We start from the raw sequence: 25,702 nt of genomic DNA, 5'->3' as shown, positions 1-25,702 counted from the left end.
TCCGGCCCAGCCGCCCCATCCGTCCGATCTCAGTCGCCGAAGGTGATGTCGAGGTAGGGGGTGGTGGTGGATTCGCGGGTTTCGATGCGGACGACGCTGCCTGCTGTTCCCGCGGGGAGGTGGGACTGGTCGATGCCGAGGGAGAGGGTGGGGGTGGCGGTTGCGGCTTTGGTGGCGAGGGCGTCGGTGAGGTCGGTGGTGCGGGTGGTCTTGGTGGTGTCGACGAGGGTGCTGCCGAGGATGGGGCCGAGCGTGGGGCGGTTGGTGAAGGTGAGTCCCTTTTCGGTCCAGGTGGTGGGGGTGTCGTGGAAGTCGAGGAGGACGGGGGATCCGTTGTCGGTGATGGCGGCGGTGGTGGTGAGGGTGGCTCCGGTGACGGTGCGGCCCTGGAGGGCGCTGAGGTTGAAGTGGAGGTAGCCGATGCGGGTGTAGCTCTGGTCGGTGCTGGTGGAGGCGCTGGTCTTGACGAGCATTCCGGTGATGGAGCCGTAGTTGGTGCCGGCTGATCCTCCGCCCTGGACGTAGGAGTCGGCGGTTGGGAAAAGGCGGACCTTCGTCCTGTCCACGACCGTCACCGGGACGCTCGCCGAGCGGACGACCCCGCCCGACTCCACGAGCACGCCGATCATCGCGGTCCCTGCGGCGCGCCCGGTGACCGAGCCCGACCGGTCGACGGAGGCCACGGCGGGATCGGAGGAGCCCCAGGTGAGGCGCACCGAGGACGCGGGGAGTGCCCGTCCGTCCGGCCCGGTACCGGTCGCCGAGGCCGCGGCCGATGCGCCCGCCTGCACCTCGGCCGTGGAGAGCGCCGCCGTCGCGAACGAAAGGCCGCTGTCCGGGACGGGTACGCGCACGTCCTCGGTGAAGCTGTAGATCCTGACCTCTCGCAGCGCCGTCCAGACGTCCTTCGTGCCGTCCCCGTGACCGACTAGGCGGACGAACCGGGTGTCGGAGGGCATCGCCGCAGCGACGGAGGCCCATCCGCCCGTCCCGAGGTAGGACCCGGAAGTCCGGGCGGTCCACGTCCGGCCGTCGGGGGAGCTGAGGAGATCGAACGTCGACACTCGACTAGAGTTGGCGACCCAAAAGAGGTCCAGGCGTTCGACCGTTGTGGCGCGGGCGAGCTGCCAGGTGATCGAGTTGTCGCCCCATGTGGACCAGTACGCTCCCTCTGCCCCGTCGAACGTCACCTCCGGTGACCCTGCCGTCGTCCGGGAGGCGACCGCGCTCTGGATCCGGATCGGGCCCGGAGTGAGGAGGACGCGGTAGGTGGTCGGAGTTCTGCCGGGCTCTGTGACGGTCGTCGAGGCCCACCCGGGAACGGCGGCGGGGGCGGTCGAGCTGACGACCGCTCCGGCCGGTGCCCGCGCGGCGACCACGGGCAGCGGGCCGGTCGGGTCGACCGCGGCGGTGTAGGCGAGGTCGTCGCCGGCGAAGGACGGGAGAGGGGTGCCGCCGACCGTCACGCCGGTGGCTCGGCTCGTACCGACCGGATCCAGCGACCACGCCGACAGGTCGGCCACGGGCACGGCTGTTGCCACGGGGGCATCGCCGCGGAGCGGGGAGAACTGCACGGCGATCCGGACGCTGTCGGTCCCCGAGGCCGTGATGGTCAGCTTCCTGTCGGCGAGGTTCGAGCTTTGACCGGCCGGTCGCGGCGAGGTGGCCAGGGGAGCGGCGTCCATGACGGAGAACCGGAAAGAGTCGTCGGTGACGATGCGGGCGAGCATCCGTCGGCCGTCGCGGTAGAGGGAGGCGCTGCGGCCGTCGTCCGAGACGTCGATCAGGGCCTCGGTGTTCATGGACCAGAGCGCCTGGACGGGACCGGACCGCTTGACCTCGTCCTGCACGAGGAACTGGTCGCGTCCGTCGAAGAGCTTCACGCCCCGCTGCCAGGTGGTGCCGCTCGGGAGCAGGGCGGACAGGTCGCTGACCGCCAGCGACGAGGAGGCGTTGGCGTCCGAGCGGATCATCTTCGACTGCCTGGTCGCGTAGGCGGTCGAGCTCCGGAAGGGGTCGACGAGGAGGGTGCTGTGCGCCTCCTGCCGGTTGCGGTAGTAGGTCCACCTCGACTCGCCCTCGAAGTAGCCGGCGAGGCTGTAGTCGTCGCGTCCGAGGTCGGAGGACCACCTCTGGCCCAGGGCGTCGAGGATGAAGGAGCCGGAGTCCTGGTGCTGGTGCCCGCTCGTGGGGCTGCTGGCCGATCGGAAGGCGACGGAGGTGCCGTCCGCATCCCAGGACGACCGCATCGTGCTCATGCCGGCGGCGGTGGAGAAAGAGTCCCTCGACGCTCCAGGGCCGGGTGAGGCGGTCGTGGCCGCCCGGTACCAGATGAGCCGCTGCGCGTCGCTGCCGGTCTGCTTGCCGTCCACCGAGAGGAAGTCGGCGTTGTCGAACTTCTTCGCCAGGTACAGCTGCGACGGCGGGTTGAGCTGCGTCGAGTCGCTGTCGCCGAAGTCGTACATCGTCTTCGATGCCCCGAGCATCTGCACGGGGAAGTAGCCCGTCGAACTGACGCCGGGCGAGGCCGCGAGGCCCCAGTCCGTCCCGGTCGCGACGTCGAGGGTGCTCAGCGCCGAGGCGAGGTACCGCGTCGCGTACTCCCAGTACGTCGCCCCCTCGGCGTACCCGCCGTCGGGCCCGAACTGCGCGAGGCCGCGCCGGAGACTGGGGGTCGCGTACCCGAGGATCCGATCGGAGAGGCCCGGGTTGTCCTGCGCCGTCGCGACCGCGCCGGCGATCATCCCTCCGTTCGCCACGATGTTCCAGTTGTTGGTGACGACGGCCCAGTTCCCGCCGTACTTGTAGGGGCCCGAGGTGTTCGCCGGCGCGGAGTAGACGGGCACCGACGGCTGGAGGCCGAGCCGCTGGATGGCGGAGCTCAGAGTGCTCCGCTGGGAAGGGGTCCAGCGGGCGTAGAGCCAGTCGTAGCCGATGGCCATCCCCTGCGTCATCTCCGCGGTGTCGAGGAAGTGGTCCGGATTCCAGTCGGCGAACTTCGACGCTGCGTCGAGATCGAGCCAGAGCCGGTCCGCGTAGGCGGAGGACCTCGTCACCAGGTAGCTGATGCCCAGAGTCCGCGCTCGCTGGACGAGGGTCTGCGACGTCTCCAGGATGCGGACGCCGTCCGGAGAGCTCCGCTTCAGGACCGGCTCGGTGAGCATCCGGTCGGCTTCCCCGCGGACGCGGTTCCAGACGGCGGTGACGGCGGGATCGGACGAGACGGATGCTCTCAGATCGACGACCGCCTGCTGGTCGAGCTCGAGCCTCGGGTGCGCCGTCGTGACGTCGGCGGCCGTGGGACCGGTGCCGACCGCGGCTGCGCTGCCGGCCGGTGACACTGTGCCGAGGGCGGCCAGCAGAGTGATGACCGAGGACACCGCGAGCGCCTTGCTCAGACGGAGTACCCGCCCGCGCGAGGAGGAGGGCCGGAACGGCCGTCGGCGGGAGCGGTGGTGCAGGGGAGTCGCTTCAGTGGCGTCGAGCATGATGGCGCGTCCTCCTGGAATTGCCGATGCGGTGCGCTTGCGACGGTATCTACGGCTAGGAGCGATCGGGTGGGAGTGACGAAGCCTCGAGGTCGGTGACCCTCGAAAGGGTAGGAGGAGGTCCGGGCCGTCCTCCTCGAGGCGAGCGCTCAGCGCTTCCGCGCACGGAGTAGGAAGACGATCTGGACGATGAGGACGGCGAGCTCGGTGACGACCTCGGCCGCGAGGCCCCCGGGCGCGCCGAAGGTCCGGGACAGCAGCCAGATGAGCACCGGTCCCGTCGCCGCTCCGACGAGGGCGCTATCGCGCAGCGCCCTCAGGCGTCGGAGAGCGACGAGGCCGAGTCCGCCCGTCGCGCGCGAGATGCAGGTGACGGCGATGACACCTCCGCAGAGAGCGGTGATCGGAAGCGGGAGGGTGATCTCGCCGCTGAACAGGATCTGCGACGCGAAGCCTCCGAGAAAGGCGAAACCCGTTCCGGCGACGATTCCGAGGACGGCGTTGGCGCCCACGGCGCGGGCGATGCGGCGGGAGCGGTCGGCGTCGGATCCGGGCGCCCCGACCCATGCCTGCAGCGCGTTGGGGAAGGCGGCGAGCAGCGCCAGCACCAAGCGCTGGAGCCGTTCTGCGGCGGAGAAGACGACGAGCGCTCCCGGCGAGGCCGCCCCGACGATCGCCACCGGCAGGGCGATGTAGGCCGCGCTGGCCAGTCGTCCCTGGAGGGCGACGTTCTGCGCGCGGACGGCGCGGAGGACCCGGCGCCGGCCCAGTGAGCGCAGGAATCCCAGGCGGCTCCCTGCGGCGAACCAGCCGAGGACCGGAGGCGCGATCGTGCCGACGGCGAGCAGCAGCGGGTAGACCGCGAGCGGAGCTCCCGCGGCACTGATCAGGAGCACGGTCAGCCCGTTCGCGGCCAGCCTGGGCAGGGCATCGAGGAGCAGGATGTTCCGCGGCTGGCCTGCGCCGATGAAGAACCAGGCCGGCGACAGCGTGCTCAGCGCGGTCGCGACGGCGATCCACGAGGCCGCGACCGGATCCACCGGCGCGAGCAGGCCGGTGACGATCACCACGGGGACGGCCAGCGGCAGGAAGACCAGGACCTTCGTCGCCGTCGCAAGAGCGTAGGTCTGCGATCGAGCCCGCCGACCCATGCGGGCGATCCGCTGGGGGCCGTTCAGGCCCCAGCCGAGTTCGACGACGACCGCGGCGGCGGACCCGATGGACTGGGCGACGGCGACGGACGCCCACGCCGTCGCCCCGAAGGCGCTGGTGATGGAAGGGATGACGATCAGCGGGCTCAGGGCGCTGATCAGCGGGATCAGGACGAAACCGAGCAGGCGGAGGATCGGCTTCGAGTGCCGCGGGCCGGTCGGAGTGGCTCCCCGCATCTACTTCTCCACGAGACCGTGGAGGCCCACGATCATCGCGGCGACGTGGGGCCGGCGGCGCGACAGCTCCGCGACCGAAGCGAGGACTCCGCGCGGATCGCGAGCGCTGAGCGCGCCCCGCAGCATCTGCGTGGCGACGAAGTCTGCGTAGGCGCGGGAGTCGAGGGCGTCGCCGTGGCGGGCGAGCCACGCGGCGCTCGCACGCCAGTCCGCCGTCTTCGAGATCGAGGCGGCGGATCCCTGCTGGACGTGCACGAGAGGGAGCGGGACGAAGGTCATCCGCGCGTCGGCCGCAGCCCACCGTGCGACGAGGTCCCAGTCCTGGTGCTTCTTCATCGAGGGATCCCACGGGTGCTCGTCCACGAGGCGCCTGCTCGCGAGCAGGGAGCTCGTCTGGATGTACCCCGAGCCGTGCTTGAGGCCCGGACGCGCGACGAGGTAGGACGCGACGGACTGTCCCGCCGCGAGCTCCCGCGTCGGCAGCCGGCGCACGCCGTCGCCCGACTCGTGGAAGTAGGTGGCGGTATAGCAGAGGTCGGCCGAGGACTCGGAGAGCGCCTCCACCTGGCGGGCCAGCTTCTCCGGCTCCCACCAGTCGTCGTCGTCCAGGAACGCGATGTGCGAGGTCTCGGCCGCTCGGGCTCCGGTGCTGCGCGCGTTCGCCCCTCCCGTCCTGCCCGCCGTCACTAGGAGGACCTCGTCCTCGAGCAGACTCCTCACCTGGTCCTCGCGGGAGGGGTTGTCGAGGACGACGATCGTCCGGCCTCCGGCGCCGGTCTGCCCGCGCACCGACTCCAGAGCGCGGGAGAGCGCCGGCCTACCGAGGGTCGGGACGACGGTGGTCACGTCGCGCGTGGTGATGCTCATCGAGTCCCCGCCCCGCGGAGCGTGTTGCGGAGGATCAGCCCGGCGAGCGCGAACGGCTCCACGAAGTACCGGGTGCAGAGGCGCCGCGGATCGTGGAGGAACCTCCACACCCACTCCAGGCCGACCGAGCCGAGCCAGCGCGGGCTCAGCTCGACGGCGCCCGCGATGTAGTCGACGGCGCCGCCCACGGTGGCGATGTACGCGTCGGGGAGGTCATCCCAGTGCTCCTCCAGGAACAGCTCCTGTTTCGGCATCCCGAGGCCGACGATGATGAGGGTCGGCGCGTGGCTGCGCATCGCGTCGACCACCGACTGCTCGTCCTCCCGAGCGAAATACCCGGATCCTCCGGCGACGTCGTCGACGGCTCGCGCCCTGCTCCAGGCGCTGACGGCCGCGGCGTTGATCTCCTCGGTGCCGCCGAGGATGAAGACCCGGCGGCCGGGCGAGCGCTTGTCGGACCAGAGCGCGTGGATCCAATCGGTCGACCCGATGCGCTCCTCGGTCCTCACCCGGCGCTTCAGGGAGGCCAGGGCCAGGACAGGCCACCCGTCGATCACCGCGATGTCGCTCCGCTCGTAGAACTTGCGGAACCAGGCGTGCTTGAGGTGGAGGTAGCTGCTGTGCAGATTGTGATTGAGGATTAGCGTCGGCTCGGAGGGCTCGCTCGACACGAGGTCGGCGACTCCCGCGGCGGTCATCGGAGTGACCTTCACGGAGAGAAGGGGGACCTGGACGGCTGCCGGTCGTTCATGCACGGTGGGTGCTCTTTCTGATCAGTGCCTTCTTGAGCGCGGTGTCGAGAGTGTCGGCTGTTGCTTCGGGGGAGAGAAGGGTGGTGAACCTCGCCTGGAGTGCTGCTCCCAGCTGTTCCTTGTCGGCTGCTCTGATCGCCGCGAGGACGCCGACGGGATCGGACCAGTCGGTGACGGGCAGGAAGGCGCCGGCCGCGAACTCCTCGATCGGCGGCGTCGGAGTCGCTGCGACGGGAGTGCCGAACACGGCCGCGTCCACGAGCTTTGCGGGGAGCTGGTAGAGCGCTGCCGGGCTGCGGATGTCCATGGGGAGCACGAGCACGTCCACGTCCGCGTAGATCTCGGACAGCGGTGTCGTGGGAGGGCGCATGGTCCACTGCGCCGCCACGTCGGAGGGCGGCGTCCACGACTGGGCGAAGGTGACGATGCCGACATCCGTGTCCGCTCGCAGCAGGGCGTTCAGCGTGTCTGCGCCCTTGTAGCTGCGGACGGTTCCGATGAAGCCCAGGGTCAGACGGCCGTCCGCCGAGGGCGCGCGCGGCCGGTCGCGCGGCATCGACACTCGGGTGTGGGGGATGACGGCGGACGCGTCGCCGAGCTCGAAGCGCTCCGCGTACACCCCGCGAAGTCCTGCGCTCGAGAAGGTGACGAGGTCGGCGTCGCGCGCGATCCTGGCCTGGCTCCGGCGCAGCCGGGACGGAGCCTTCCGGCGGAGCGGATTCGCCTTTGCGCGGTTGAGGAGGGACTCGGACCGAAAGGCCTCCATGATCGAGACGTCGTCGTCGTCGAAGTCCGCGACCACGACGGTGTTCGGGATGCGGGAGAGGCGCCGGGCCAGACGTGGCAGGGGGTCCGTGCCCTTCGAGAACCAGACGATGGTCCTCCGCTCCGATGCTGCCGCGCGGACGTCGCGCTCGATGCGCGACAGATCCCTCCGCCCGAACGGGACGACGTCTGCCGGGAACTGGCCGGCTCCGGCCCAGAGTTCCCCGTCCTCAAAAGCGAGGACCCGCACGGGTCCGAGCTCGGCCGCGGTGAGCGCCATGCTCAGCGCGCGTCCGAGAGAGTTCGTCTTCGTCGAATCGCCGATAACGAAGGTCTCGGTGTCGATGATCTCAGGCATGTGAGCTCCGATCGGCTGGTTTGGTCAGGCCTGGTCTGGTCTGGTCTGGTCAGGTCAGGTCTGGCCTGGTCCGGGAATGGCGCGCTGTCACCGCGCGGGATGGGGGAGGGTCCTCATGTAGGTGCGGTCCCCTCCGCGCTGAGGCCTCAGCGCGCCCCGCCAGGTCGGGGGGCGGTTCCGCTTCGCGGGACGGGGCCGAACGGGCGAGCGCGATCAGGTCCGGCGGCAGCGTCAGCGAGATCACGAAGATGCTCACCGAGACCCCCCAGGTCATCAGGTCGAAGGAGAAGGCCATCGCGAGCAGTACGGCGACCTGGGCCCGGCCGAGACGGTCGGAGTCGACCCACGCGCCCCCCATCGCCAGCACCATGAGGGCCAGTCCGATGCCACCGCTGATCGCGAGCGTCCAGATGAAGTGGTTGTCGATCACCAGGAAGCCGTCCCGCTGCAGCAGGCCCTGCGCGAAGATGCTCAGCTCGGAGAAGAAGCCGCTGCCGATTGCTCCGGTGGGAGAGCCGCGGTGCAGGAGCTGATCCGCGTTCGCCCATCCTTCGAGGCGGTGGCCGAAGGAGTCCGATGTGGCCGCCTGTGTCGCGACGGTGGAGAGCCCGAAGTCGCCGAGGAAGATCGCGACTCCCGCCCCGATGATGATCAGGACGTTCTTCACCCGCGTCCCGGTGGTGGGAGCGAAGAAGAGGTAGACGACGAACCCGACGGCCGCTGCGACGAACGCACTGCGCGTCCCCGAGAGGAGGAGGCCGACGATCGCCGTGCCGAGCGAGAGCAGCCGGACCGTCCGCGAGAGCTTCGACCCGAGGGCGAGGATCAGGAAGAAGCTGAACATCACGATGAGCGAGAAGATGATCGGGTGGCCGGTCGTGCCCTGGATCCGGATCAGGCCGGGGAGGAACGGGTTGTACCGGATCACGGGAAGACCCGCCGTGGTGAGGTTGCGGTAGCCCCAGATCGGCTCGGCCAGGACGGTGAGTTCGGCGATGCCGACGGCGACCTGCACGAGGACGGTGAGCGCCGTCCAGCGCAGCAGCGGTACGAGATCCTGCTCGCCGAGGCGGGACACGACGGGGAACAGCAGCAGCGGCACCACGATGAGAGCGAGGACGGCCGCCGGGGGGCTCGAGGAGATCAGGAGGCTCACCCCGGTCGTCCAGACGAACCAGGCGAGCAGCACGAGCCGGCTGCGCTTCCTCGGCCGCGTCCGCTCGCTGAACGCCCAGGCCAGGATCAGGAAGACCGCCGCGATACCCGTTGAGGCGTAGCGGATGGCCTCCGGCGCCGAGGTGCTCGCCCCGATGCCGAGGACGAAGATCGAGAGGCCGACGGCGTAGCCGCGGAGGCCGACGGCCCGCCGCGGGAAGGTGACGACGAGGAACAGCAGCGCGAGGGCGGCGGCGACGATCATCATGCGGCGCGCCCCGTTCCCGGGAGTCCGGCGGCGCGCCGGTCTCGGCGCCGGAGGGAGGACGTCCCGGCCGAGGGCGCCGGTCCCCGGCGCCGCGCACCGGCCGCGCTCGGGAACGAACCGCTCACGCTGTCCGCACCGCGTACTTGGCTTCGGTGGCGGCTTTGGCGGGGCGCCACCAGTTGTCGTTGGCGCGGTACCAGTCGATGGTGGCGGCGAGTCCGGCGTCGAAGTCGGTGTAGCGGGGTTGCCAGTTGAGTTCGGTGCGGAGGCGGGTGGAGTCGATGGCGTAGCGGAGGTCGTGTCCGGTGCGGTCGGTGACGTGGTCGAAGGCGTCGTTGGGTGCTCCGAAGGCGGTGAGGATGCGGGTGACGACGTCGAGGTTGCTTTTTTCGCCGTCGGCGCCGATGAGGTAGGTTTCGCCGATCTCGCCGCGGTCGATGATGGCCCAGACGCCGGTGTTGTGGTCGTCTACGTGGATCCAGTCGCGGACGTTTGCGCCGGTGCCGTAGAGCTTGGGGCGGATGCCGTCGATGGCGTTGGTGATTTGGCGGGGGATGAATTTTTCGACGTGTTGGTAGGGGCCGTAGTTGTTGGAGCAGTTCGAGATTGTGGCGCGTATGCCGAAGGAGCGGACCCAGGCGCGCACGAGTAGGTCGCTGGCGGCTTTGGTCGAGGAGTAGGGGCTGGAGGGGTTGTAGGGGGTGTGTTCGGTGAAGCGGGCGGGGTCGTCGAGTTCGAGGTCGCCGTAGACCTCGTCGGTGGAGATGTGGTGGTAGCGGACGTCGTGTGCGCGGACCGCCTGGAGCAGCGCGAAGGTGCCGAGGACGTTCGTTGCCAGGAACGGTGCTGGATCCTCTAGTGAGTTGTCGTTGTGTGACTCTGCGGCGAAGTGCACCACGAGGTCGGAGTCGGCCACCAGCTGGTCCACCAGCTCGGTATCAGCGACGTCGCCCTCGACGAAGGTGATCTTGTCCGACACCGGGGCCAACGAGCGGAGGTCGCCGGCGTAGGTGAGCGCGTCCAGGACAGTGATCCGGGCGTCGGGGCGCTCGCGCAGGGTGAGGTGGACGAAGTTGCTGCCGATGAAACCGGCACCGCCGGTGACGAGGATCCGCACGAGTGCTCCTACTGGTTCGAGGAAGGGAGGGGAGGCGTCGGACGCCCGGGTCGCGGTCGACGACACGGACGAACTCCGGCGGACGCTCAGACGGAGGAGGATCCTCGCGCGAGAGTGGGGAGCTGCTGGAGGTAGGCGCCGTAGCCGCTCTTGACTAGGGGTGCGGCGAGTTCGGCGAGGCGGGTGTCGTCGATCCAGGAGTTGCGCCAGGCGACTTCTTCGATGCAGCCGATCTTGAAGCCCTGTCGCTGCTCGATCACGCGGACGAATTCCGTCGCCTCGATCATCGAGTCGAAGGTTCCGGTATCGAGCCAGGCGGTTCCGCGATCGAGGACCTGGACGGTGAGGGTGCCCGCCTCGAGGTATCGCTCATTGACGGTCGATATCTCCAATTCACCGCGCGCGGACGGTTCGATGCTCTTGGCGATCTCGATGACGGAGTTGTCGTAGAAGTAGAGGCCGGGAACCGCGAAGGTGCTTTTCGGAGAAGAAGGCTTTTCCTCGATGGAGACGGCCCGGAACTGCTCGTCGAATTCGACGACTCCGTAGGCTCGCGGGTCGGCGACCTGGTAGGCGAAGATCACGGCGCCCTCGATCGTGGTGTTCGCTGCGAGGGCGGTGCCCAGGGCGGTGCCGTGGAAGATGTTGTCGCCCAGCACGAGCGCGACGGATTCGTCGCCGATGAACTCCTCGCCGATGAGGAACGCCTGTGCGAGGCCGTCGGGGGAGGCCTGCACGGCGTACTCGATCCGCATTCCCAGGCTCGACCCGTCGCCCAGCAGGGCGCGGAATTGGTCGTTGTACTCGGGCGTCGTGATCACGAGGACCTCGTCGATCCCGGCCATCATCAGCGTCGACAGCGGGTAGTAGATCATCGGCTTGTCGTAGATCGGCATCAGCTGCTTCGAGATGCCCTTAGTGATCGGCCACAACCGCGACCCCGAACCACCCGCGAGGATGATGCCCCTCACAGATGAAGCCCTCTTGACGCAGGAGCGGCGAAGGCGCGGAGCGGTTGCTGAGCGGAACAAGTCCCGCCGGCGGTGGCCGCCGGAGGAGAGGAGATAAGCACGGGCGTAACCGTAGCAAGGTCACGTTTCGCCGATGTCGCGGGAGGCCCCGTCAGACCCTGTTTCGGGCTCTAAAGCGTCCCCCGGAGAGGGTAGCTGGAGAAGGAGAATGAATCATCGACGGTCGATCGGGCCCCTTCGCTCCTCTTTTCCCTACTTCTGAGCGGCGTACTTGGCTTCGGTGGCGGCTTTGGCGGGGCGCCACCAGTTGTCGTTGGCGCGGTACCAGTCGATGGTGGCGGCGAGTCCGGCGTCGAAGTCGGTGTAGCGGGGTTGCCAGTTGAGTTCGGTGCGGAGGCGGGTGGAGTCGATGGCGTAGCGGAGGTCGTGTCCGGTGCGGTCGGTGACGTGGTCGAAGGCGTCGTTGGGTGCTCCGAAGGCGGTGAGGATGCGGGTGACGACGTCGAGGTTGCTTTTTTCGCCGTCGGCGCCGATGAGGTAGGTTTCGCCGATCTCGCCGCGGTCGATGATGGCCCAGACGCCGGTGTTGTGGTCGTCTACGTGGATCCAGTCGCGGACGTTTGCGCCGGTGCCGTAGAGCTTGGGGCGGATGCCGTCGATGGCGTTGGTGATTTGGCGGGGGATGAATTTTTCGACGTGTTGGTAGGGGCCGTAGTTGTTGGAGCAGTTCGAGATTGTGGCGCGTATGCCGAAGGAGCGGACCCAGGCGCGCACGAGTAGGTCGCTGGCGGCTTTGGTCGAGGAGTAGGGGCTGGAGGGGTTGTAGGGGGTGTGTTCGGTGAAGCGGGCGGGGTCGTCGAGTTCGAGGTCGCCGTAGACCTCGTCGGTGGAGATGTGGTGGTAGCGGACGTCGTGTGCGCGGACCGCCTGGAGCAGCGCGAAGGTGCCGAGGACGTTCGTTGCCAGGAACGGTGCTGGATCCTCTAGTGAGTTGTCGTTGTGTGACTCTGCGGCGAAGTGCACCACGAGGTCGGAGTCGGCCACCAGCTGGTCCACCAGCTCGGTATCAGCGACGTCGCCCTCGACGAAGGTGATCTTGTCCGACACCGGGGCCAACGAGCGGAGGTCGCCGGCGTAGGTGAGCGCGTCCAGGACAGTGATCCGGGCGTCGGGGCGCTCGCGCAGGGTGAGGTGGACGAAGTTGCTGCCGATGAAACCGGCACCGCCGGTGACGAGGATCCGCACGAGTGCTCCTACTGGTTCGAGGAAGGGAGGGGAGGCGTCGGACGCCCGGGTCGCGGTCGACGACACGGACGAACTCCGGCGGACGCTCAGACGGAGGAGGATCCTCGCGCGAGAGTGGGGAGCTGCTGGAGGTAGGCGCCGTAGCCGCTCTTGACTAGGGGTGCGGCGAGTTCGGCGAGGCGGGTGTCGTCGATCCAGGAGTTGCGCCAGGCGACTTCTTCGATGCAGCCGATCTTGAAGCCCTGTCGCTGCTCGATCACGCGGACGAATTCCGTCGCCTCGATCATCGAGTCGAAGGTTCCGGTATCGAGCCAGGCGGTTCCGCGATCGAGGACCTGGACGGTGAGGGTGCCCGCCTCGAGGTATCGCTCATTGACGGTCGATATCTCCAATTCACCGCGCGCGGACGGTTCGATGCTCTTGGCGATCTCGATGACGGAGTTGTCGTAGAAGTAGAGGCCGGGAACCGCGAAGGTGCTTTTCGGAGAAGAAGGCTTTTCCTCGATGGAGACGGCCCGGAACTGCTCGTCGAATTCGACGACTCCGTAGGCTCGCGGGTCGGCGACCTGGTAGGCGAAGATCACGGCGCCCTCGATCGTGGTGTTCGCTGCGAGGGCGGTGCCCAGGGCGGTGCCGTGGAAGATGTTGTCGCCCAGCACGAGCGCGACGGATTCGTCGCCGATGAACTCCTCGCCGATGAGGAACGCCTGTGCGAGGCCGTCGGGGGAGGCCTGCACGGCGTACTCGATCCGCATTCCCAGGCTCGACCCGTCGCCCAGCAGGGCGCGGAATTGGTCGTTGTACTCGGGCGTCGTGATCACGAGGACCTCGTCGATCCCGGCCATCATCAGCGTCGACAGCGGGTAGTAGATCATCGGCTTGTCGTAGATCGGCATCAGCTGCTTCGAGATGCCCTTAGTGATCGGCCACAACCGCGACCCCGAACCACCCGCGAGGATGATGCCCCTCATCGGAGCCGCCCGGCACGGAGCAGTTCGGCACGGAGCAGTTCGGCACGGACCAGTTCAGCGCCGACCAATTCAGCGCAGGGAGCCGAGGTCTGACGGGCCGCCGGGGCGTGCGCGAGGGTCTGCGAGGCGAGGATCACGGAGCCGACTCTATCCGCCGGGCTGCGGCGCTCGCGCGCGGCACAGCGGCGGTTTTGGCGCTTATGGCGGGGACTGACGCACATCGCGCGGCCCTCGTCGGGAGGTAGCCAGGGGGGTCGGTCCGCACGACGCCGCCGGCTCTGTTTCGCGCCGCTAGCTCGGGCATGGCCGAGCCTCGGGATACCTTCTCCGACGTCCGTGGCTCCGCCTGCCGGGACGGAAAGAGGTACCGCCCTGTGCACGAGGTCATCGACCGTCGAGACGCCGCGCCCCTGCCGACCCTTCCCGGCTCGCGCCGGGGCACCCTGACGGAGAGGAACCGTTCGTGTTGACCATCGGGATCGTCGCCCTCGACTCCTGGCATGCGGCTGAGCTTGAACGCGCCTGGCGCCGCGAGGGCCACCGGGTGATCGTCGTGACCGCCGACCCTGAGGGATTCAGCGGAGCCGAGCTGCGCGCCAGCCTCCTCGGCCACCTGGTCGAGCCGGCCGGGCGGATCGGCATCGGGCCCGTTGGGCTCGCGGTCTTTACGCGCCGCGCCCGAAAGCTGCTCGCCCCCGAGCGGCCCGACCTCGTCGTCGCTCTCCCGGGGACGGCCCTGGAGCTGCTCGGGCTCGCCCCCACGACGGTGCTCCTGGCCGACTCCGCTCCCGCGCCCGGTCTCCCACTCCTGCTCGCTGCTCGCTACGACGAGGAGCGTCGCGGCGCGGTCGTCGTCGCTCCGTCCGACCTGCTCGCCTCGCGGCTGTCGGGCACCCCGGTCGTGGTGCTGCCGGGCCTGCCGAGCGCGTCCTTCCGGACGCCACCCGCGCCGGAGGGACCGGTCCGCTTCACCGCGGTCGGAGGCTCCAGCCGCGATCACGGCGCCGATCGACTCGACCTCCTCGCCCGGCTCGACGGCACGGAGTATGTGAGCGTCGTCGACGACGGCTCCGGACTCGCCGACGACCTGGCTCCCGGAGTGCGCTGCGTCGGTGAGCAGAACCGTGCGGGTGTCGCGGAGGTGCTGAGGGGCTCGCACGCGTTCGCGCACCTGGCCCGCTCGACCAGCGGTGCGGCCGCAGGGCTCCAAGCGCTAGCGAGCGGCCTGCCCGTGCTCACGACGGAGTCGAGCGTCCTCGCGGGTCTGTGCGCGGCGGGTGCGGGCGTGGTCGTCCCCGAGGACGGCCGGCGCCGTGACTACGAGGACGCACTGCTGCGCCTACGACGCGACTGGTCCGCGCTCTCGCAGGGTGCTCTCGAGCTCGCTCGGGAGCGGCCGTGGTCGGTCGCGGCCGGGGAACTCCTCGACCTGGCGGAGGGATGCGCTCGTGTCGCCTGATCCGACCTCGACTCCCGAGACCTTCGTCGTCGCCGCACTTCCCAGCGCTGTCGCGCTGCGGCTAGCGGCCGTGCTCGTGCAGTACACCCTGGACGATTACGGCATCCGCAGCCTGGTCGTGAAGGGCGAGGGGCTGCACCGACAGGGCATCCGCGCGCCCATGACGTCGGCCGATGTCGACCTGTGGGTCGACCCCGATCGCTTCGACGATGCCATCACCCTGCTCGCGGATATGGGCTGGAACCGGCGCGCCGAGGCCCTGAGCTGGACGCTCTTCGTCGACCACTCGATCACGCTCGTGCACCCCTCCTGGCCGTGCGACGTCGATGTGCACCGTTCCTTCCCCGGTGCCTTCGAGGCGGACCGGGTCGTCTTCGAGCGGCTCTGGGCCTCCCACAAGAAGCTGCCGCTCAGCGACGAGGTCCTCCTCATTCCGGACGCCGCCCACCATCTGGTCCTGCACGCGTTGCACCAGCTGCGGAGCGCGCGCTCGGCCTCCTCGGCGACGATTCTCGCCGCGCTGGAGGCTCACGGCGCAGCCCTGCCGCAGAAGGACAAGGAGGCGATCCGCGCCGCTGCCGTGGAGCTCGGAGCGCAGACGCCGATGGCCGAGCTGCTCACCTCCTGGGGTGTGCCCGCCCCGGCCGACGAGCGCCACCGCCGCGCGCAGGCGCTCTGGGACGTCCGGCGCTGCTCCGACCGGCACACCTTCAACTGGCTGCATGCCATCGCCTCCGCCCCCTGGCACCTCAAGGGGACACTGCTGCTGCGCGCCGCCTTCCCCACCCGAGCCGATCTGGAGGCCAGCCACCCCGGCACGACCACGACGCGCCGCCGCCTGCGCCTGCGGTGGGAGCGGAGCGTCCGCGCCGTCCGCGGCCTGCCCTCCGCCCTGTCCGGATTCATCCGGGTGGCGAGGTCGGGAGGCGACGTCGGTCCGACGCCGGCCGCTCCGGCCGCCCCGGCCGAGGAGGTCGCCGAGGCCGCGGCGCCGACGGACGAGACTCCCGCCGTCGTCGAGGCGAGTGCGAACATCGCCGACGCGAGTCCCGCGCCGGTCGACGACTCCGCTCCTGGACCGCATCCGCGCGAGCGTTTCGCCGTGGAGCGCACCGACGAGCAGGCCTACGTGCTCGACCTCTCCCGCCCGGCGTCGCCGCCCGTTGTCCTCTCGCTCAGCGCAGACACCGTCTTCGAGGCCGTGATCCAGCAGCGACGAGCGCGCGACGAGGTCGTCGCGCAGCTCGCCGAGCGCTACGGCGTCGATCCGGAGACGATGGGCCGCGATGTCGACGCCGTCCTCGCCGTGCTCGATGACTTCTTCCCCGACGCCGCCTCGGCCGGGGCGAGCACATGAGGGCTCGGCGCACGTCGTCGCTCCGGGTCCTCCACGTCCTGGACTCGTTTGAGGACGGGGGAGCTCAGCGTGTCGCCCTCTCGCTCGGCTCCTGGAGCAGGGAGCACGGCTGCGCCACCGCCTACTGGGGCAGGCCAGGACCACTCAGCGGCCCTGCGGCCCGGGACTCAGCGGTCTTCGTCGTCCGCGCCCCCGAGCAGCGCTTCTGCGCCGACCTGCGCGATCTCGCGCTGGCCGTTCGGCGCTTCCGACCGCACGTCCTGCACGCCCATCAGCGCCGCGAAGCGCTGCTGGCGCTCCTCGTCGGCTTCGCGCTGCGTGTGCCCGTCGTCGAACACGCGCACACGGAGCTGCCCGCCATCGACCGGCGTGCGCTTTCGTTCCGCTCGCGACGGGTGTTCGCCGTCTCCGCCTCCGTGGGGCGGATGGTCGTCGACGGCTACGGCCGCCCGCCGGCGCGCGTGGTGGTCACCGGCAATACGCCGGCGAACGTGACTGCCGAGCCCGCGCAGGAGTCGGCGCTTGCCGAGCCGGTCGTGCGGGTTGTGGGAATCGGGCGGCTCGCGGAGCAGAAGGATCCGGTGCGCTTCCTCGCGGCGATCGAGGCTCTGGCCCGGATCCGCCCCGTCGCGGCCACCTGGCTGGGCGACGGGCCGATGCTGCCGGTGCTGCGCGAGCGCGCGCGGGCGGCCGGAGTGGTCGAGTTCGCCGGGCCGTCGGGCGACGTGACCGGCGCGCTCGACGCGGCGCATCTGCTCCTGTCGACATCGCGCTGGGAGGGGACGCCCCTCGTGATGCTCGAGTCGATGGCCCGGCGCCGCCCTGTGGTGGCGACCGAGGTGGGTGGGGTGGGCGAGCTCCTCGCCGAGGGCAGAGGCCTGCTTCTGCCCGCGGACGCGGGAGCGAACGAGATCGCCGCGACGATCGCCGCGGCGCTGGACCATCCGGACGAGCTGCTGAGGCAGGCGGATCGGGCGAAGGCCTGGGTCGACGCAGTCGCGTCTCCGGACGCCGTCTTCGGCCCCGTCCTCGCTGCCTACCGTCGACTCGGAGCCCGGCGGTGACCGCGTCGACGCACTCGGTGACCGTCATCGCGCCCTGCTACAACGCGATCTCCCAACTCGACGGCTTCCTTGCCGCGCTCGGCACGACCCTCGGGCCTGGCATGCGTGTCCTGCTCGTGGATGACGCCTCCTCCGACGACTCTGCGGAGGTGCTCGAGAGCTGGGCCGCGGGGCGCGAGGACGCACAGGTCCTCCGCAACGCTCAGAACGGCGGAGTCGCGGCCGCTCGCAATCGAGCGCTCGCCGAGGCCGACTCGGAGTTCGTCTGGTTCGTCGACGTCGACGACGAGTGGGATCCGGCGATCCTGCGGACCCTGGCCACCGAGGCCGAGCGAACGGCCGCCGACATCGTCGTCTGCCGGGCGCTCTACCGGACCCGTCAGTCCGCCTCCGGGCGGGTGATCGACGGCCTCGACCGCCGTGAGCTGATCTCGTCCGAGCAAGCCCTGGAGCGGATGGCGTCCGGGCAGCTGCACGGCTTCCTGTGGAACAAGCTCTTCCGCCGCCGCGTCCTGCAGCAGGACCTCTTCCCGCGGCTGAGCTCCCAGTCCGACTTCATCGGCGTGCTGCGGGCGGTGCAGGCGTCGGAGCGGGTGCTCTTCGTCCCAGAGATCCTCTACTCCTACGTCTACACCGCCGCCTCGATCACCCGCCGTCGCGATCCGGACCTCGGCAACCTCCTCGTCTGTGCGGAGGAGATGCGCGCAGCACTCGCCCGGACGTTCGGGAACGTGCCGAGGCCGCTGTCCGACTGGTTCACGACCTGGTTCTACGCGGTCCCCGTCGCCCTCACCCCGATCCGCCAGAACGCCGACCGCGCGCTGGTGAACTCGGGCGTCCGGCTCGGGTCCGCCGCGCTTCAGGATGTCGACCTGTTCCGTTCCGCCCAGAGACCGCGTCTGCTCGCCCTGGGGCTGGTGCTGAAGCACCTGCCGGCCGCTTTCACCGTCTTCAGCCGGGTGCTCTATGCCGTGCACGACACCCACCGCCGACTCGCCAACCGCAGGAGCACCCGATGAACGGCTTGACCGTCTGCATCACCGCCCGAAACGCCGAGGGGACCATCGGCGCCTCGGTTCGCAGCGCCCTGGCCGCCCTGCCGGCCTCCGGCCGCGTCCTCGTCCGCGACGACGGGAGTGAGGACGCGACCGCGGCGGTCGTCGGCCGTATCGCTGATCGTCGACTTCGCATCCTCGACGACACGTCGCCGCAGGGGATCCCCGCCTCGCGCAACGCCCTCCTCGAGCAGGTCGAGACGCCGTACCTGGCGATCCTGGACGGCGACGACCGCGCTCTGCCGTGGCGCTTTCGCCGTCAGGGCCAGCTCCTGGCGCGCGGAACTGACCTCGTCTTCTCGACCGTCCTCATCCGCAAGCCGCCGATCCCGCTGCTCAAGCCCCAGCTGCTCCCGCGCCTGTCGAGCCGCGCGATCGCCCTCGCCCTGCTCCTCGAGAATCCGCTGATGCACCCGACCATGACGGGCCGCACGAGCGTCGTCAGGGCGCTCGGCGGCTACCGAGCGGTCGCCGCGGAGGACTTCGACCTCTACCTCCGTGCGATCACCGCCGGGCACCGTCTGCTACGCGACACCGTGCCCACCGTCCTCTACCTCCGACATGCGGGTCAGACGACGATTGATCCCGCGTGGATCCGCTCGAAGAGCGATAGCACTCTGGTGGCCGAGGCGTTCGCCGACCTGGGGCGCCGCGAGCTCGGCTTCGCACCCGGCTGGTTCGCGTGGCGCCGCGAGGGCTTCCCGCCGGGGCAGGCGCCCGCCGACCTCCATGTGCAGCTTGGTGCCCTTCTCGACGCCGCCGCCTCGCTGCGGCCACCGGAGCGCCGCCACCTGGCCGGCCTCGCCGCCTCCTTCCGCGCGCACGCCGCGCGGTGACCACCCCCGCCCGCCCCCACTCTTGAGGAGTCCCGGCATGACGTCCTACATCACCGGCCGCATCGAGCGCATGCCCGCCAGCATCACCACGCTCGACGAGGCGGCGGATGCGGTGCTCGAGTTGTCCCGGAGCGGCCGCGACGAGCTCGTCGTCACTCCGAACACGGATCACTTCGTTCGGTGGAAGCACTCGGGTGCATTCCGTCGCTACTACGGCCGCGCGTCCCTGGTGGTGCTCGATGGAACGCCCCTGGTCTGGCTTGCCCGCTGGTACGGGCACCGCTCCGCGAGTCGCGTCACGGGGATCGACCTCTTCACCGAGGTCTGTCGGCGCGCGGCGCTCGAGGGCGCCCCGGTAGCACTGATCGGCGGACGCCCGGGCATCGGCGACCGTGCCGCGGCCGAGTTGCAGCACCGCTTCCCCGGACTCCAGCTGCCGGTCGTCGTCGCTCCCGAGCCCGCCGATCTCGCCGACGACGCCTACCTCGCGCGCCTGGCCGCGACCCTGCGCGCGGACGAGGTCCGCATCGTCGCGCTCTGCCTCGGCTCGCCGAAGCAGGAGGAGGTGCGCGAGCGTCTGCTCGAGGTCGGCGGCACCGGAGCGGTGTGCCTGGGCGTCGGCGCCGCCATCGACTTCCTCGCCGGCGAGATCCCGCGGGCGCCACTGCTGGTGCAGCGGCTCGGCCTCGAGTGGGCGCACCGGCTCAGCCGCGAGCCCGGCCGTCTCTGGCGCCGCTACCTCGGCGACGCTGTACGGGTGCTGCCGAGCGTGGCCGCGGCGCTGCACTACCGGGTGCGTCATGCCTCCCGTTGAGTCCGAGCGCGACCGGACGTCGGAGCGCCCCGTGGTCCTCGTCTGGAAGCGCGCCTGGCTGCAGGACTCGGAGACCTTCGTCCGCAATCAGATGCGCGGTCTTCAGCGCTGGCGCGCCCTCGGCGTCGGCCTTGAACTCACCGGCTCGGGCGTCCTGCGCGACAGCACGGACCTTGTCCTGCACGACCCGATCACCGCGCTCCGCCGCCGGGCGATCCTGCTGCGCTGGTTCGGAGTGTCGCGGCGGCTCGACGCGATCGTCGCCGAGCACCGGCCCGCGGTGATTCACGCGCATTTCCTCGTCGACGCCACCTACATCGCACGCTACGCGCGACGCCGCGGCCTCCCGCTGGTGGTGACGGGTCACGGCTACGACGTCACCAGCTGGCCCCTCGTGAACGGAGCTCCTCGCCTCCTCCGGCCGCTTGCTCGCCGTCAGCGCGCGCGCGCGGCCCGCGCCGTGTTCCGCTCCGCGCACACCCTGATCGGCGTCTCCCGCTTCATCGCCGACGGGCTGGTCCGCCTCGGTGCCGATCCTGCGCGCACTGTGGTCAGCCACATCGGGATCCCGACCTCCGGCGACGGGGCCGCCCCGGACGCCGCCCGCGAGGGAATCGTCTTCGTCGGTCGGCTCTCCGATAAGAAGGGCGTCGCCGATCTGCTCGCGGCGGTGGCGGCCCTGCCCGCTCCGCTGCGCGAGGTTCCTCTCACCATCGTCGGCGACGGCCACCTGCGAGCGACCCTCGTCGAGCAGGCGGCACGCCTGCGCCTGGGGGTGACGTTCGCCGGTTCCCTGCCACCCTCCGAGGTCGCCCGGGTCCTCTCCGGCGCGGCCGTCTTCTGCGCCCCATCGCTCACCGCGGCGAACGGCGACGCGGAGGGATTCGGCATGGTCTTCCTCGAGGCCGCGCTCGCCGGAGCACCCGTGGTGTCGTATCGCCACGGCGGCGTTCCGGAGGCGGTGCAGGACGGCGTCACCGGGCTGCTCGTCGCGGAAGGCGACGTGCCCGCCCTCACGCGGTCACTCGCGGCCTTGCTCAGGGACCCGGAGCGGGCCGTGCGGATGGGCCGTGCGGGCCGCGAGCGCGTGCTCGCCTCCTTCGATCTCGCCGAGCGCATCGGCGACCTCGAAGACCTCTACGACCGGGCAGCCCGCCGGCTCTCGGTGACGACGAATGGAGACCGAGAATGAGCCTCGCCAAGCACGCCGTGGACGAACGCCACCACCGTCAAAGGACCGCCGTCCCCGTCCGCAGCCATTCGACGGCTCCATTCCCGAGCACACGCACGGGCTGGCCGACCTTCTCCGAGGAGGAGTCCGCGTCCGAGCGGGACGCGCACGACACCCGCCGTCGCCGCCTCCACTTCGCGGTCGTCCTGTTCCTCGCCTTCACGATGACCTCGGGCGGAAAGATCGTCGACCTGTTCGTCGCGGGGCGCGCGGCCTCCGACGGCTACTCGACCGGAGCGGTGAACCCGAGCTCCCTCGGCGCCGCGGTTGACCAGTGGGCGCCGACGCTCTTCCTCTTCGGCGTTGCTGTCATCGTCTTCCTCAACCTCCGGCGCAGGCGGGCCAACCTGATCGGTCTCGTGGGTGCGGGCGTGTACCTCGTGACAGCACAGCTGACCAACACGATCGCCGTCGGCGCCGTCAACCCGACGCCGAAGTACTGGGTGATCCTCGCGCTCGTCATCGCGCTCTGGTCGATCGCGCCGCGCTGGGACGACCTGCGCGTTCTCGGTGTGGCCGTCGTCCTCATCGGTCTCGCCAGCCTGCTCACCGGACTCACCGATCAGGGCTGGATGCGCGAGGACGCCCTCCTCGCCGGTGAGACCAAGGCCCTGATCGGCACGCGCCTGCTCGCCGGAATCTTCCCGCAGATGAACGTGCTCGGCATGACGATGGCGCTGGGGCTGCCCTTCGTCCTCCTGTTGCGCACACGCAGGGCCCGCTACTCGGGGCTCGCCATCGTCGTGGCGAACCTGGTGCTCAGCGCGTCGCGAACCTCGTTGATCGCCGCGGGAATCACGATCCTCGTGGCGGTCGTCCTGCGTCTGGTGCGTCACTCGGGCACCCGTCGCGTTCTCGCTGTCGGTGCCGTCGTGATGGCCGCCACCGCCGTGGTGCTGCTCCCGATGGTGGTGCACGATCGTTCGGCGCTCACCAGCCGCGGCGCGATCTGGATGTCGTCGATGAGCGTGATCCCCGACCATCTGGTCTTCGGGCTCTCCACGAACGCCTTCACCAAGGAGGGAATCTTGCCCCGCCTGATCGGCCACACGCCGTGGCACGGGCACAATCTCTTCGCCTCGACGATGGTCTGGGGCGGGCTCGTCCTCCTCGCCGCCCTCGTCGTGTTCCTCGTCAGCGTCCTGGTGCGCTCGCTCACCTACTTCGACCGCTCGATGGTCAGCTACCTCTTCGTCCTGATGCTGCTCGCGTGCTCGCTGGCCGAGATGCCCCTGCGGATCGACGACTTCGATGGAGTCTCGTGGCTGACCTGGATCGCGGTCCTCGCGGTGCTGATGGTGCCGGGCCCGCCGGCCACCTCCGAGCAGGTCTGGCGGAGGCGACGCCCCTCGACGGCGGAGGAGGATGCTCCGCTCACTCCGCGGTCCTCCGGCGCCGGGCGGGTCCGGTGAGCCTGCGCCGGACGACCGTCGATGCCACCACCTGGACTGCGATCTCGTTCGCCGTCGCCCTGGTCGTGCAGCTGGGGCAGTTCGCGTTGCTTGCGCGTCTGCTGGACGCCTCCGAAATGGGCATCATCGCGATCGTCGGCCTGCTGAACGCCTTCGTCGACATCTTCCTCGGCATGGGGGTTGCGCAGGCGATCATCCAGCGCCGTCGCGCGACCAGCTTCGAGCTCTCCTCCGTGTTCTGGCTCAACCTCTCGGTGGGCCTCGCGGTCACTGGCGTCGTGTTCCTGACCGCTGGGCCGATCGCCGCACTGCTCGGCTCCGCAGTGGCAGCGCCGGTCCTCTCTGTCGCCTCGCTCGTCTTTGTCGGCAGCGCCGCTGGGCAGGTCCCGCGGGCGGTACTCGAGAAGGGCATCCGATTCAGAGCGGTCGCTGTGTCCGAGACGGTCTCGCTCGTGGGCGGCTTCGTCGTCACGGTTTTCCTCGCATTCTCGGGCACCGGCGCCCTCTCTTACGCCTGGGGGCTCGTCGCGACGGCGGCGCTGCGCTCAGCCCTCGCTCTGGTGCAGGCTCGGCGCTGGTTCCGTCTGCGCCTGCGGTTCCGGATTCGCGAGACCGCGCGTTTTCTCTCCTTCGGCGTCTTCCAGACCCTCGACGGCATCGTGAACTACCTCGGCTCGAACGCCAGCTCGCTCGCGATCGGCCGTCTGCTGGGTCCGGCTCAGCTGGGCGGATACACGCTCGGCTACAACCTCGCGGTGAACCTGCCCGCGCGCGTCAACCCGATCGTGACGCGCGTGATGTTCCCGGTCTTCTCCTCCATCCAGCACGACCGTGACCGTGTAGCACGGAACTACCTCAGCGTCACTGCCGTGCTCAGCATGGCCAGCATTCCGCCCCTGACTCTGGTGGCGCTGCGCTCCGAGGACATCGTGCGCCTGTTCTACGGGCCGGACTGGGGCTGGATTGCCGGGATGACCAGCGCCCTTACCGTGGTGGGAGCGGTGCGGGCGATCGGCAACCCCGTCGGCTTCATCCTGATGGCGATGGACCGGGTGCGCTTCGGCCTGGTCGTGAACATCGCGAAGACGGCGATCACGATCCCCCTGATCGTCGGCGGGGGAGTGCTGTTCGGACTCGACGGCCTCATCGGCGGTCTGTTGGTCTCGAGTGTCATCGGCTTCTTCGTCACCTATGGCGTGCTGCGGGTCGTCCTCGGAGTGCGCCTCGGCGCCTTCCTGCGTGCGTGCGTGGCGGGCCCGCTGCTCGCGGCGCCGATGGCTGCCGTCCTCCTCCTGCTCCGGCTGCTCCCCGAGGGCTCCCTCCTCCGCCTGTTCCCCGTGGAGCTGGCGCTTGCCGGGCTGGTCCTGGCGGCGACCGTGCTGCTGGCTCCTGGCCGGGATCTCGCCGACGCGCGCTCCCTCGTCCTCTCGCGGCTGCCCGCCCGGTTCCGGCCCCGCTCCACGAATCCGGTCGACGTCGCCGTGGTACTGGCGGCGGAGGAGCGCTTCGACGGCAGCGGCGGAGCCGTGGCGACGTGGGTCCGCGAGACGGTCTCGCGGTCGCAGCTGAGGATCGTCGTACACGCGCCGTGGTCGGTGCCGACGCCGGGCGTCGACGTCCCGCGGCACCTCCTCTACCGACGGGTCTACTCCGCACAGCGGCGCGTGGCCCTGCTCTTGGCCCGTCGACGCGACAGCGATCCCGCCGCGCAGCTGCGCCGCCTGTCCCTCGGTGGGCGCCCCTGGCTGCTCCATCTCGCCCCGTCGCTGCGTCGCGTCCCGACGGTCTGGATCCACAACCGTCCCCGGTACGCCGTGCGGCTGCGCCGCCTGGGTTACCGCGGGCGGATCGTGGCGCACCAGCACAACGACCTCCTCGACCACCTCCCGTCGGATCACGTCGCCGCCCGTCCCTACCTCGACGCCGTGGACGAGTGGATCTTTTGCAGCGAGTTCCTCCGGGAGCGCGCGGTCAAGCGCTACGGATTGCGGGCGACGGCAGTCCTCCACAACGGCGTCGTACCGGCGGTCGATCGCGCGCCGCGCCCGCTCGGCCCCGTTCCGGAGGCGGTCTTCGCCGGGCGGCTGGTTCCCGAGAAGGGCGCCCGCGAGGCGGTCGAGATCCTGCAGAGGCTGAACGCGGCCGGCCGGGAGGAGCTTCGCCTCGTGATCGCGGGAGCCTCGGGCCTCGGTGACGACGCGACACCGACCGCTTACGTCCGAGCACTCGACGAGGCGGTATCCGCCCTGCCCGGGACGGTGCGCCGTCTGCCCTTTCTCCGCCATGAGGACCTGCTGGAGCTCTTCGCCTCCTCGGCGCTGCTGCTCTACCCCTGCCGCTGGGACGAGCCGTTCGGGATGGTCGTGGTGGAGGCGCTCTCCCGGGGGCTCCCGGTCCTGACGGTCGAGCGCGGAGGCATCCCCGAGATCTTGCGTACCCCCGATGGAGTGATCGACGGGTCGGTGCTCGTTGCGCCCGGCACCGGCGAGGAGGTCGCGGCCGCGATGATCCAGGCCCTCCCGCGTCTGCTCGCGGACCTGCGCGATCCGATCCGCCGGGAGGAGATCGCGGAGGCATCGCGCCGTCGCGCAGCCGCATTCGGCTGGCCGGACATCGCGCGTCGGGCCGACGAGCTGCTGAGCGCTCCGAGGGTTTGAGCGCTCCGAGGGTCTGGCGCTCCGGCAGTCTGAGCGCTCCGAGGGTCTGAGCGCTCCGACCCGTCCGGGCCGACCCGTCCGGGTCGGCCCAATCGGCCGTCCGTATGGCGCGGACCTTTATTCCGCGCCATACGGTGAGGATATGTCCGCCGCAGGTAACGTCGGCGCGCTATGTCATCCCGACCCTTCCTCATCTCCGTGTCCGTCCACCGCGACGGCTCGTGCTCCCGCCCCTCTGAGGCGCTCACAGACGGTCTCCGAGCCGTTCCCCTGCGCCGCTACGCCCCTCGGTCTCCTTCCCTGAGTGTCCAGCGTCCCCTCGGGCGCTCGATCGCCCTCAAGCCCCCGTCCAGGCGCCGGTCCGCCCTGCGCTGACGACCACTTCAGCGACGCCGAGAATTCGGACCAACCGACATCTCGCGCCAATCGTGACGATCCTTCGTGGAATGACCGCCGGTTCGTCACCGAGGGC

The 25,702-nt window shown here is 70.2% G+C and carries 19 protein-coding genes; 9 read left to right on the top strand and 10 right to left on the bottom strand.

What is annotated here, in order from left to right; genetic code table 11:
• Positions 1–29: 29 nt before the first annotated feature.
• From C1O28_RS08340 to rfbA (C1O28_RS08295), 10 genes are all read right to left on the bottom strand, one after another.
• On the bottom strand, positions 30–3,488 hold the full coding sequence (locus C1O28_RS08340) for a CBM96 family carbohydrate-binding protein (protein WP_097167332.1): 3,459 nt from the start codon (positions 3,486–3,488) through the stop codon (positions 30–32).
• Positions 3,489–3,637: 149 nt separating this feature from the next.
• Positions 3,638–4,876 (bottom strand): polysaccharide biosynthesis protein, encoded by a 1,239-nt coding sequence (locus C1O28_RS08335; RefSeq protein WP_097167331.1) that lies wholly within the window; start codon positions 4,874–4,876, stop codon positions 3,638–3,640.
• Positions 4,877–5,743, bottom strand: coding sequence for a glycosyltransferase family 2 protein (locus C1O28_RS08330; RefSeq protein WP_097167330.1), 867 nt, complete (start codon positions 5,741–5,743; stop codon positions 4,877–4,879). It abuts the gene before it with no gap.
• The gene (locus C1O28_RS08325; protein ID WP_097167329.1) at positions 5,740–6,498 is read right to left on the bottom strand and encodes a WecB/TagA/CpsF family glycosyltransferase; all 759 of its coding nucleotides are present in this window, start codon (positions 6,496–6,498) and stop codon (positions 5,740–5,742) included. The genes C1O28_RS08330 and C1O28_RS08325 overlap by 4 nt, the downstream gene beginning before the upstream one ends.
• Positions 6,491–7,618: a glycosyltransferase family protein gene (locus C1O28_RS08320; RefSeq protein ID WP_097167328.1), complete on the bottom strand. Its 1,128-nt coding sequence runs from the start codon at positions 7,616–7,618 to the stop codon at positions 6,491–6,493. Before C1O28_RS08320 ends, C1O28_RS08325 begins: the two co-directional genes overlap by 8 nt.
• A gap of 49 nt (positions 7,619–7,667) precedes the next feature.
• On the bottom strand, positions 7,668–9,041 hold the full coding sequence (locus C1O28_RS08315) for an O-antigen ligase family protein (RefSeq protein WP_097167327.1): 1,374 nt from the start codon (positions 9,039–9,041) through the stop codon (positions 7,668–7,670).
• Between the two features lie 121 nt (positions 9,042–9,162).
• A complete protein-coding gene (rfbB, locus tag C1O28_RS08310; protein ID WP_097167326.1) occupies positions 9,163–10,158 on the bottom strand; it encodes a dTDP-glucose 4,6-dehydratase in 996 nt (331 codons plus the stop codon).
• 86 nt (positions 10,159–10,244) lie between these two features.
• Positions 10,245–11,129 (bottom strand): glucose-1-phosphate thymidylyltransferase RfbA, encoded by an 885-nt coding sequence (gene rfbA, locus C1O28_RS08305; RefSeq protein ID WP_097167324.1) that lies wholly within the window; start codon positions 11,127–11,129, stop codon positions 10,245–10,247.
• 252 nt (positions 11,130–11,381) lie between these two features.
• Entirely contained in the window at positions 11,382–12,374 is a 993-nt protein-coding gene (gene rfbB / locus C1O28_RS08300; protein WP_097167325.1) for a dTDP-glucose 4,6-dehydratase, read from the bottom strand.
• A gap of 86 nt (positions 12,375–12,460) precedes the next feature.
• Positions 12,461–13,345, bottom strand: coding sequence for a glucose-1-phosphate thymidylyltransferase RfbA (gene rfbA / locus C1O28_RS08295; RefSeq protein ID WP_097167324.1), 885 nt, complete (start codon positions 13,343–13,345; stop codon positions 12,461–12,463).
• Positions 13,346–13,808: 463 nt separating this feature from the next.
• Between rfbA (C1O28_RS08295) and C1O28_RS15130 the strand changes: the two genes are divergently transcribed.
• Genes C1O28_RS15130 through C1O28_RS08255 form a run of 9 tightly spaced genes read left to right on the top strand, consistent with a single transcriptional unit; the run spans position 13,809 to position 25,230 of the window.
• A complete protein-coding gene (locus tag C1O28_RS15130) occupies positions 13,809–14,804 on the top strand; it encodes a glycosyltransferase family 4 protein (protein WP_160487471.1) in 996 nt (331 codons plus the stop codon).
• Positions 14,794–16,161 carry a PqqD family peptide modification chaperone gene (locus tag C1O28_RS08290; protein ID WP_160487470.1) on the top strand — a complete coding sequence of 456 codons (1,368 nt, stop codon included), beginning with the start codon at positions 14,794–14,796 and terminating at the stop codon, positions 16,159–16,161. The genes C1O28_RS15130 and C1O28_RS08290 overlap by 11 nt, the downstream gene beginning before the upstream one ends.
• On the top strand, positions 16,158–17,225 hold the full coding sequence (locus C1O28_RS08285) for a glycosyltransferase (RefSeq protein ID WP_097167322.1): 1,068 nt from the start codon (positions 16,158–16,160) through the stop codon (positions 17,223–17,225). Before C1O28_RS08290 ends, C1O28_RS08285 begins: the two co-directional genes overlap by 4 nt.
• Entirely contained in the window at positions 17,222–18,244 is a 1,023-nt protein-coding gene (locus C1O28_RS08280) for a glycosyltransferase family 2 protein (protein ID WP_160487469.1), read from the top strand. Before C1O28_RS08285 ends, C1O28_RS08280 begins: the two co-directional genes overlap by 4 nt.
• Positions 18,241–19,116 carry a glycosyltransferase family 2 protein gene (locus tag C1O28_RS08275; protein WP_097167320.1) on the top strand — a complete coding sequence of 292 codons (876 nt, stop codon included), beginning with the start codon at positions 18,241–18,243 and terminating at the stop codon, positions 19,114–19,116. Before C1O28_RS08280 ends, C1O28_RS08275 begins: the two co-directional genes overlap by 4 nt.
• A gap of 37 nt (positions 19,117–19,153) precedes the next feature.
• Entirely contained in the window at positions 19,154–19,930 is a 777-nt protein-coding gene (locus tag C1O28_RS08270; protein WP_160487468.1) for a WecB/TagA/CpsF family glycosyltransferase, read from the top strand.
• Positions 19,917–21,122, top strand: a complete 1,206-nt coding sequence (locus tag C1O28_RS08265; RefSeq protein WP_097167318.1) for a glycosyltransferase — start codon at positions 19,917–19,919, stop codon at positions 21,120–21,122. The genes C1O28_RS08270 and C1O28_RS08265 overlap by 14 nt, the downstream gene beginning before the upstream one ends.
• Entirely contained in the window at positions 21,119–22,573 is a 1,455-nt protein-coding gene (locus tag C1O28_RS08260) for an O-antigen ligase family protein (RefSeq protein WP_127821485.1), read from the top strand. Before C1O28_RS08265 ends, C1O28_RS08260 begins: the two co-directional genes overlap by 4 nt.
• A complete protein-coding gene (locus tag C1O28_RS08255; RefSeq protein WP_127821484.1) occupies positions 22,570–25,230 on the top strand; it encodes an MOP flippase family protein in 2,661 nt (886 codons plus the stop codon). Before C1O28_RS08260 ends, C1O28_RS08255 begins: the two co-directional genes overlap by 4 nt.
• Positions 25,231–25,702 lie beyond the last annotated feature (472 nt).

The sequence above is a fragment of the Rathayibacter rathayi genome, from assembly GCF_004011095.1.
Lineage (GTDB): Bacteria > Actinomycetota > Actinomycetes > Actinomycetales > Microbacteriaceae > Rathayibacter > Rathayibacter rathayi.
Note: the sequence above shows the minus strand (reverse complement) of the source record. Positions and strands in the feature narration are given on the sequence as shown.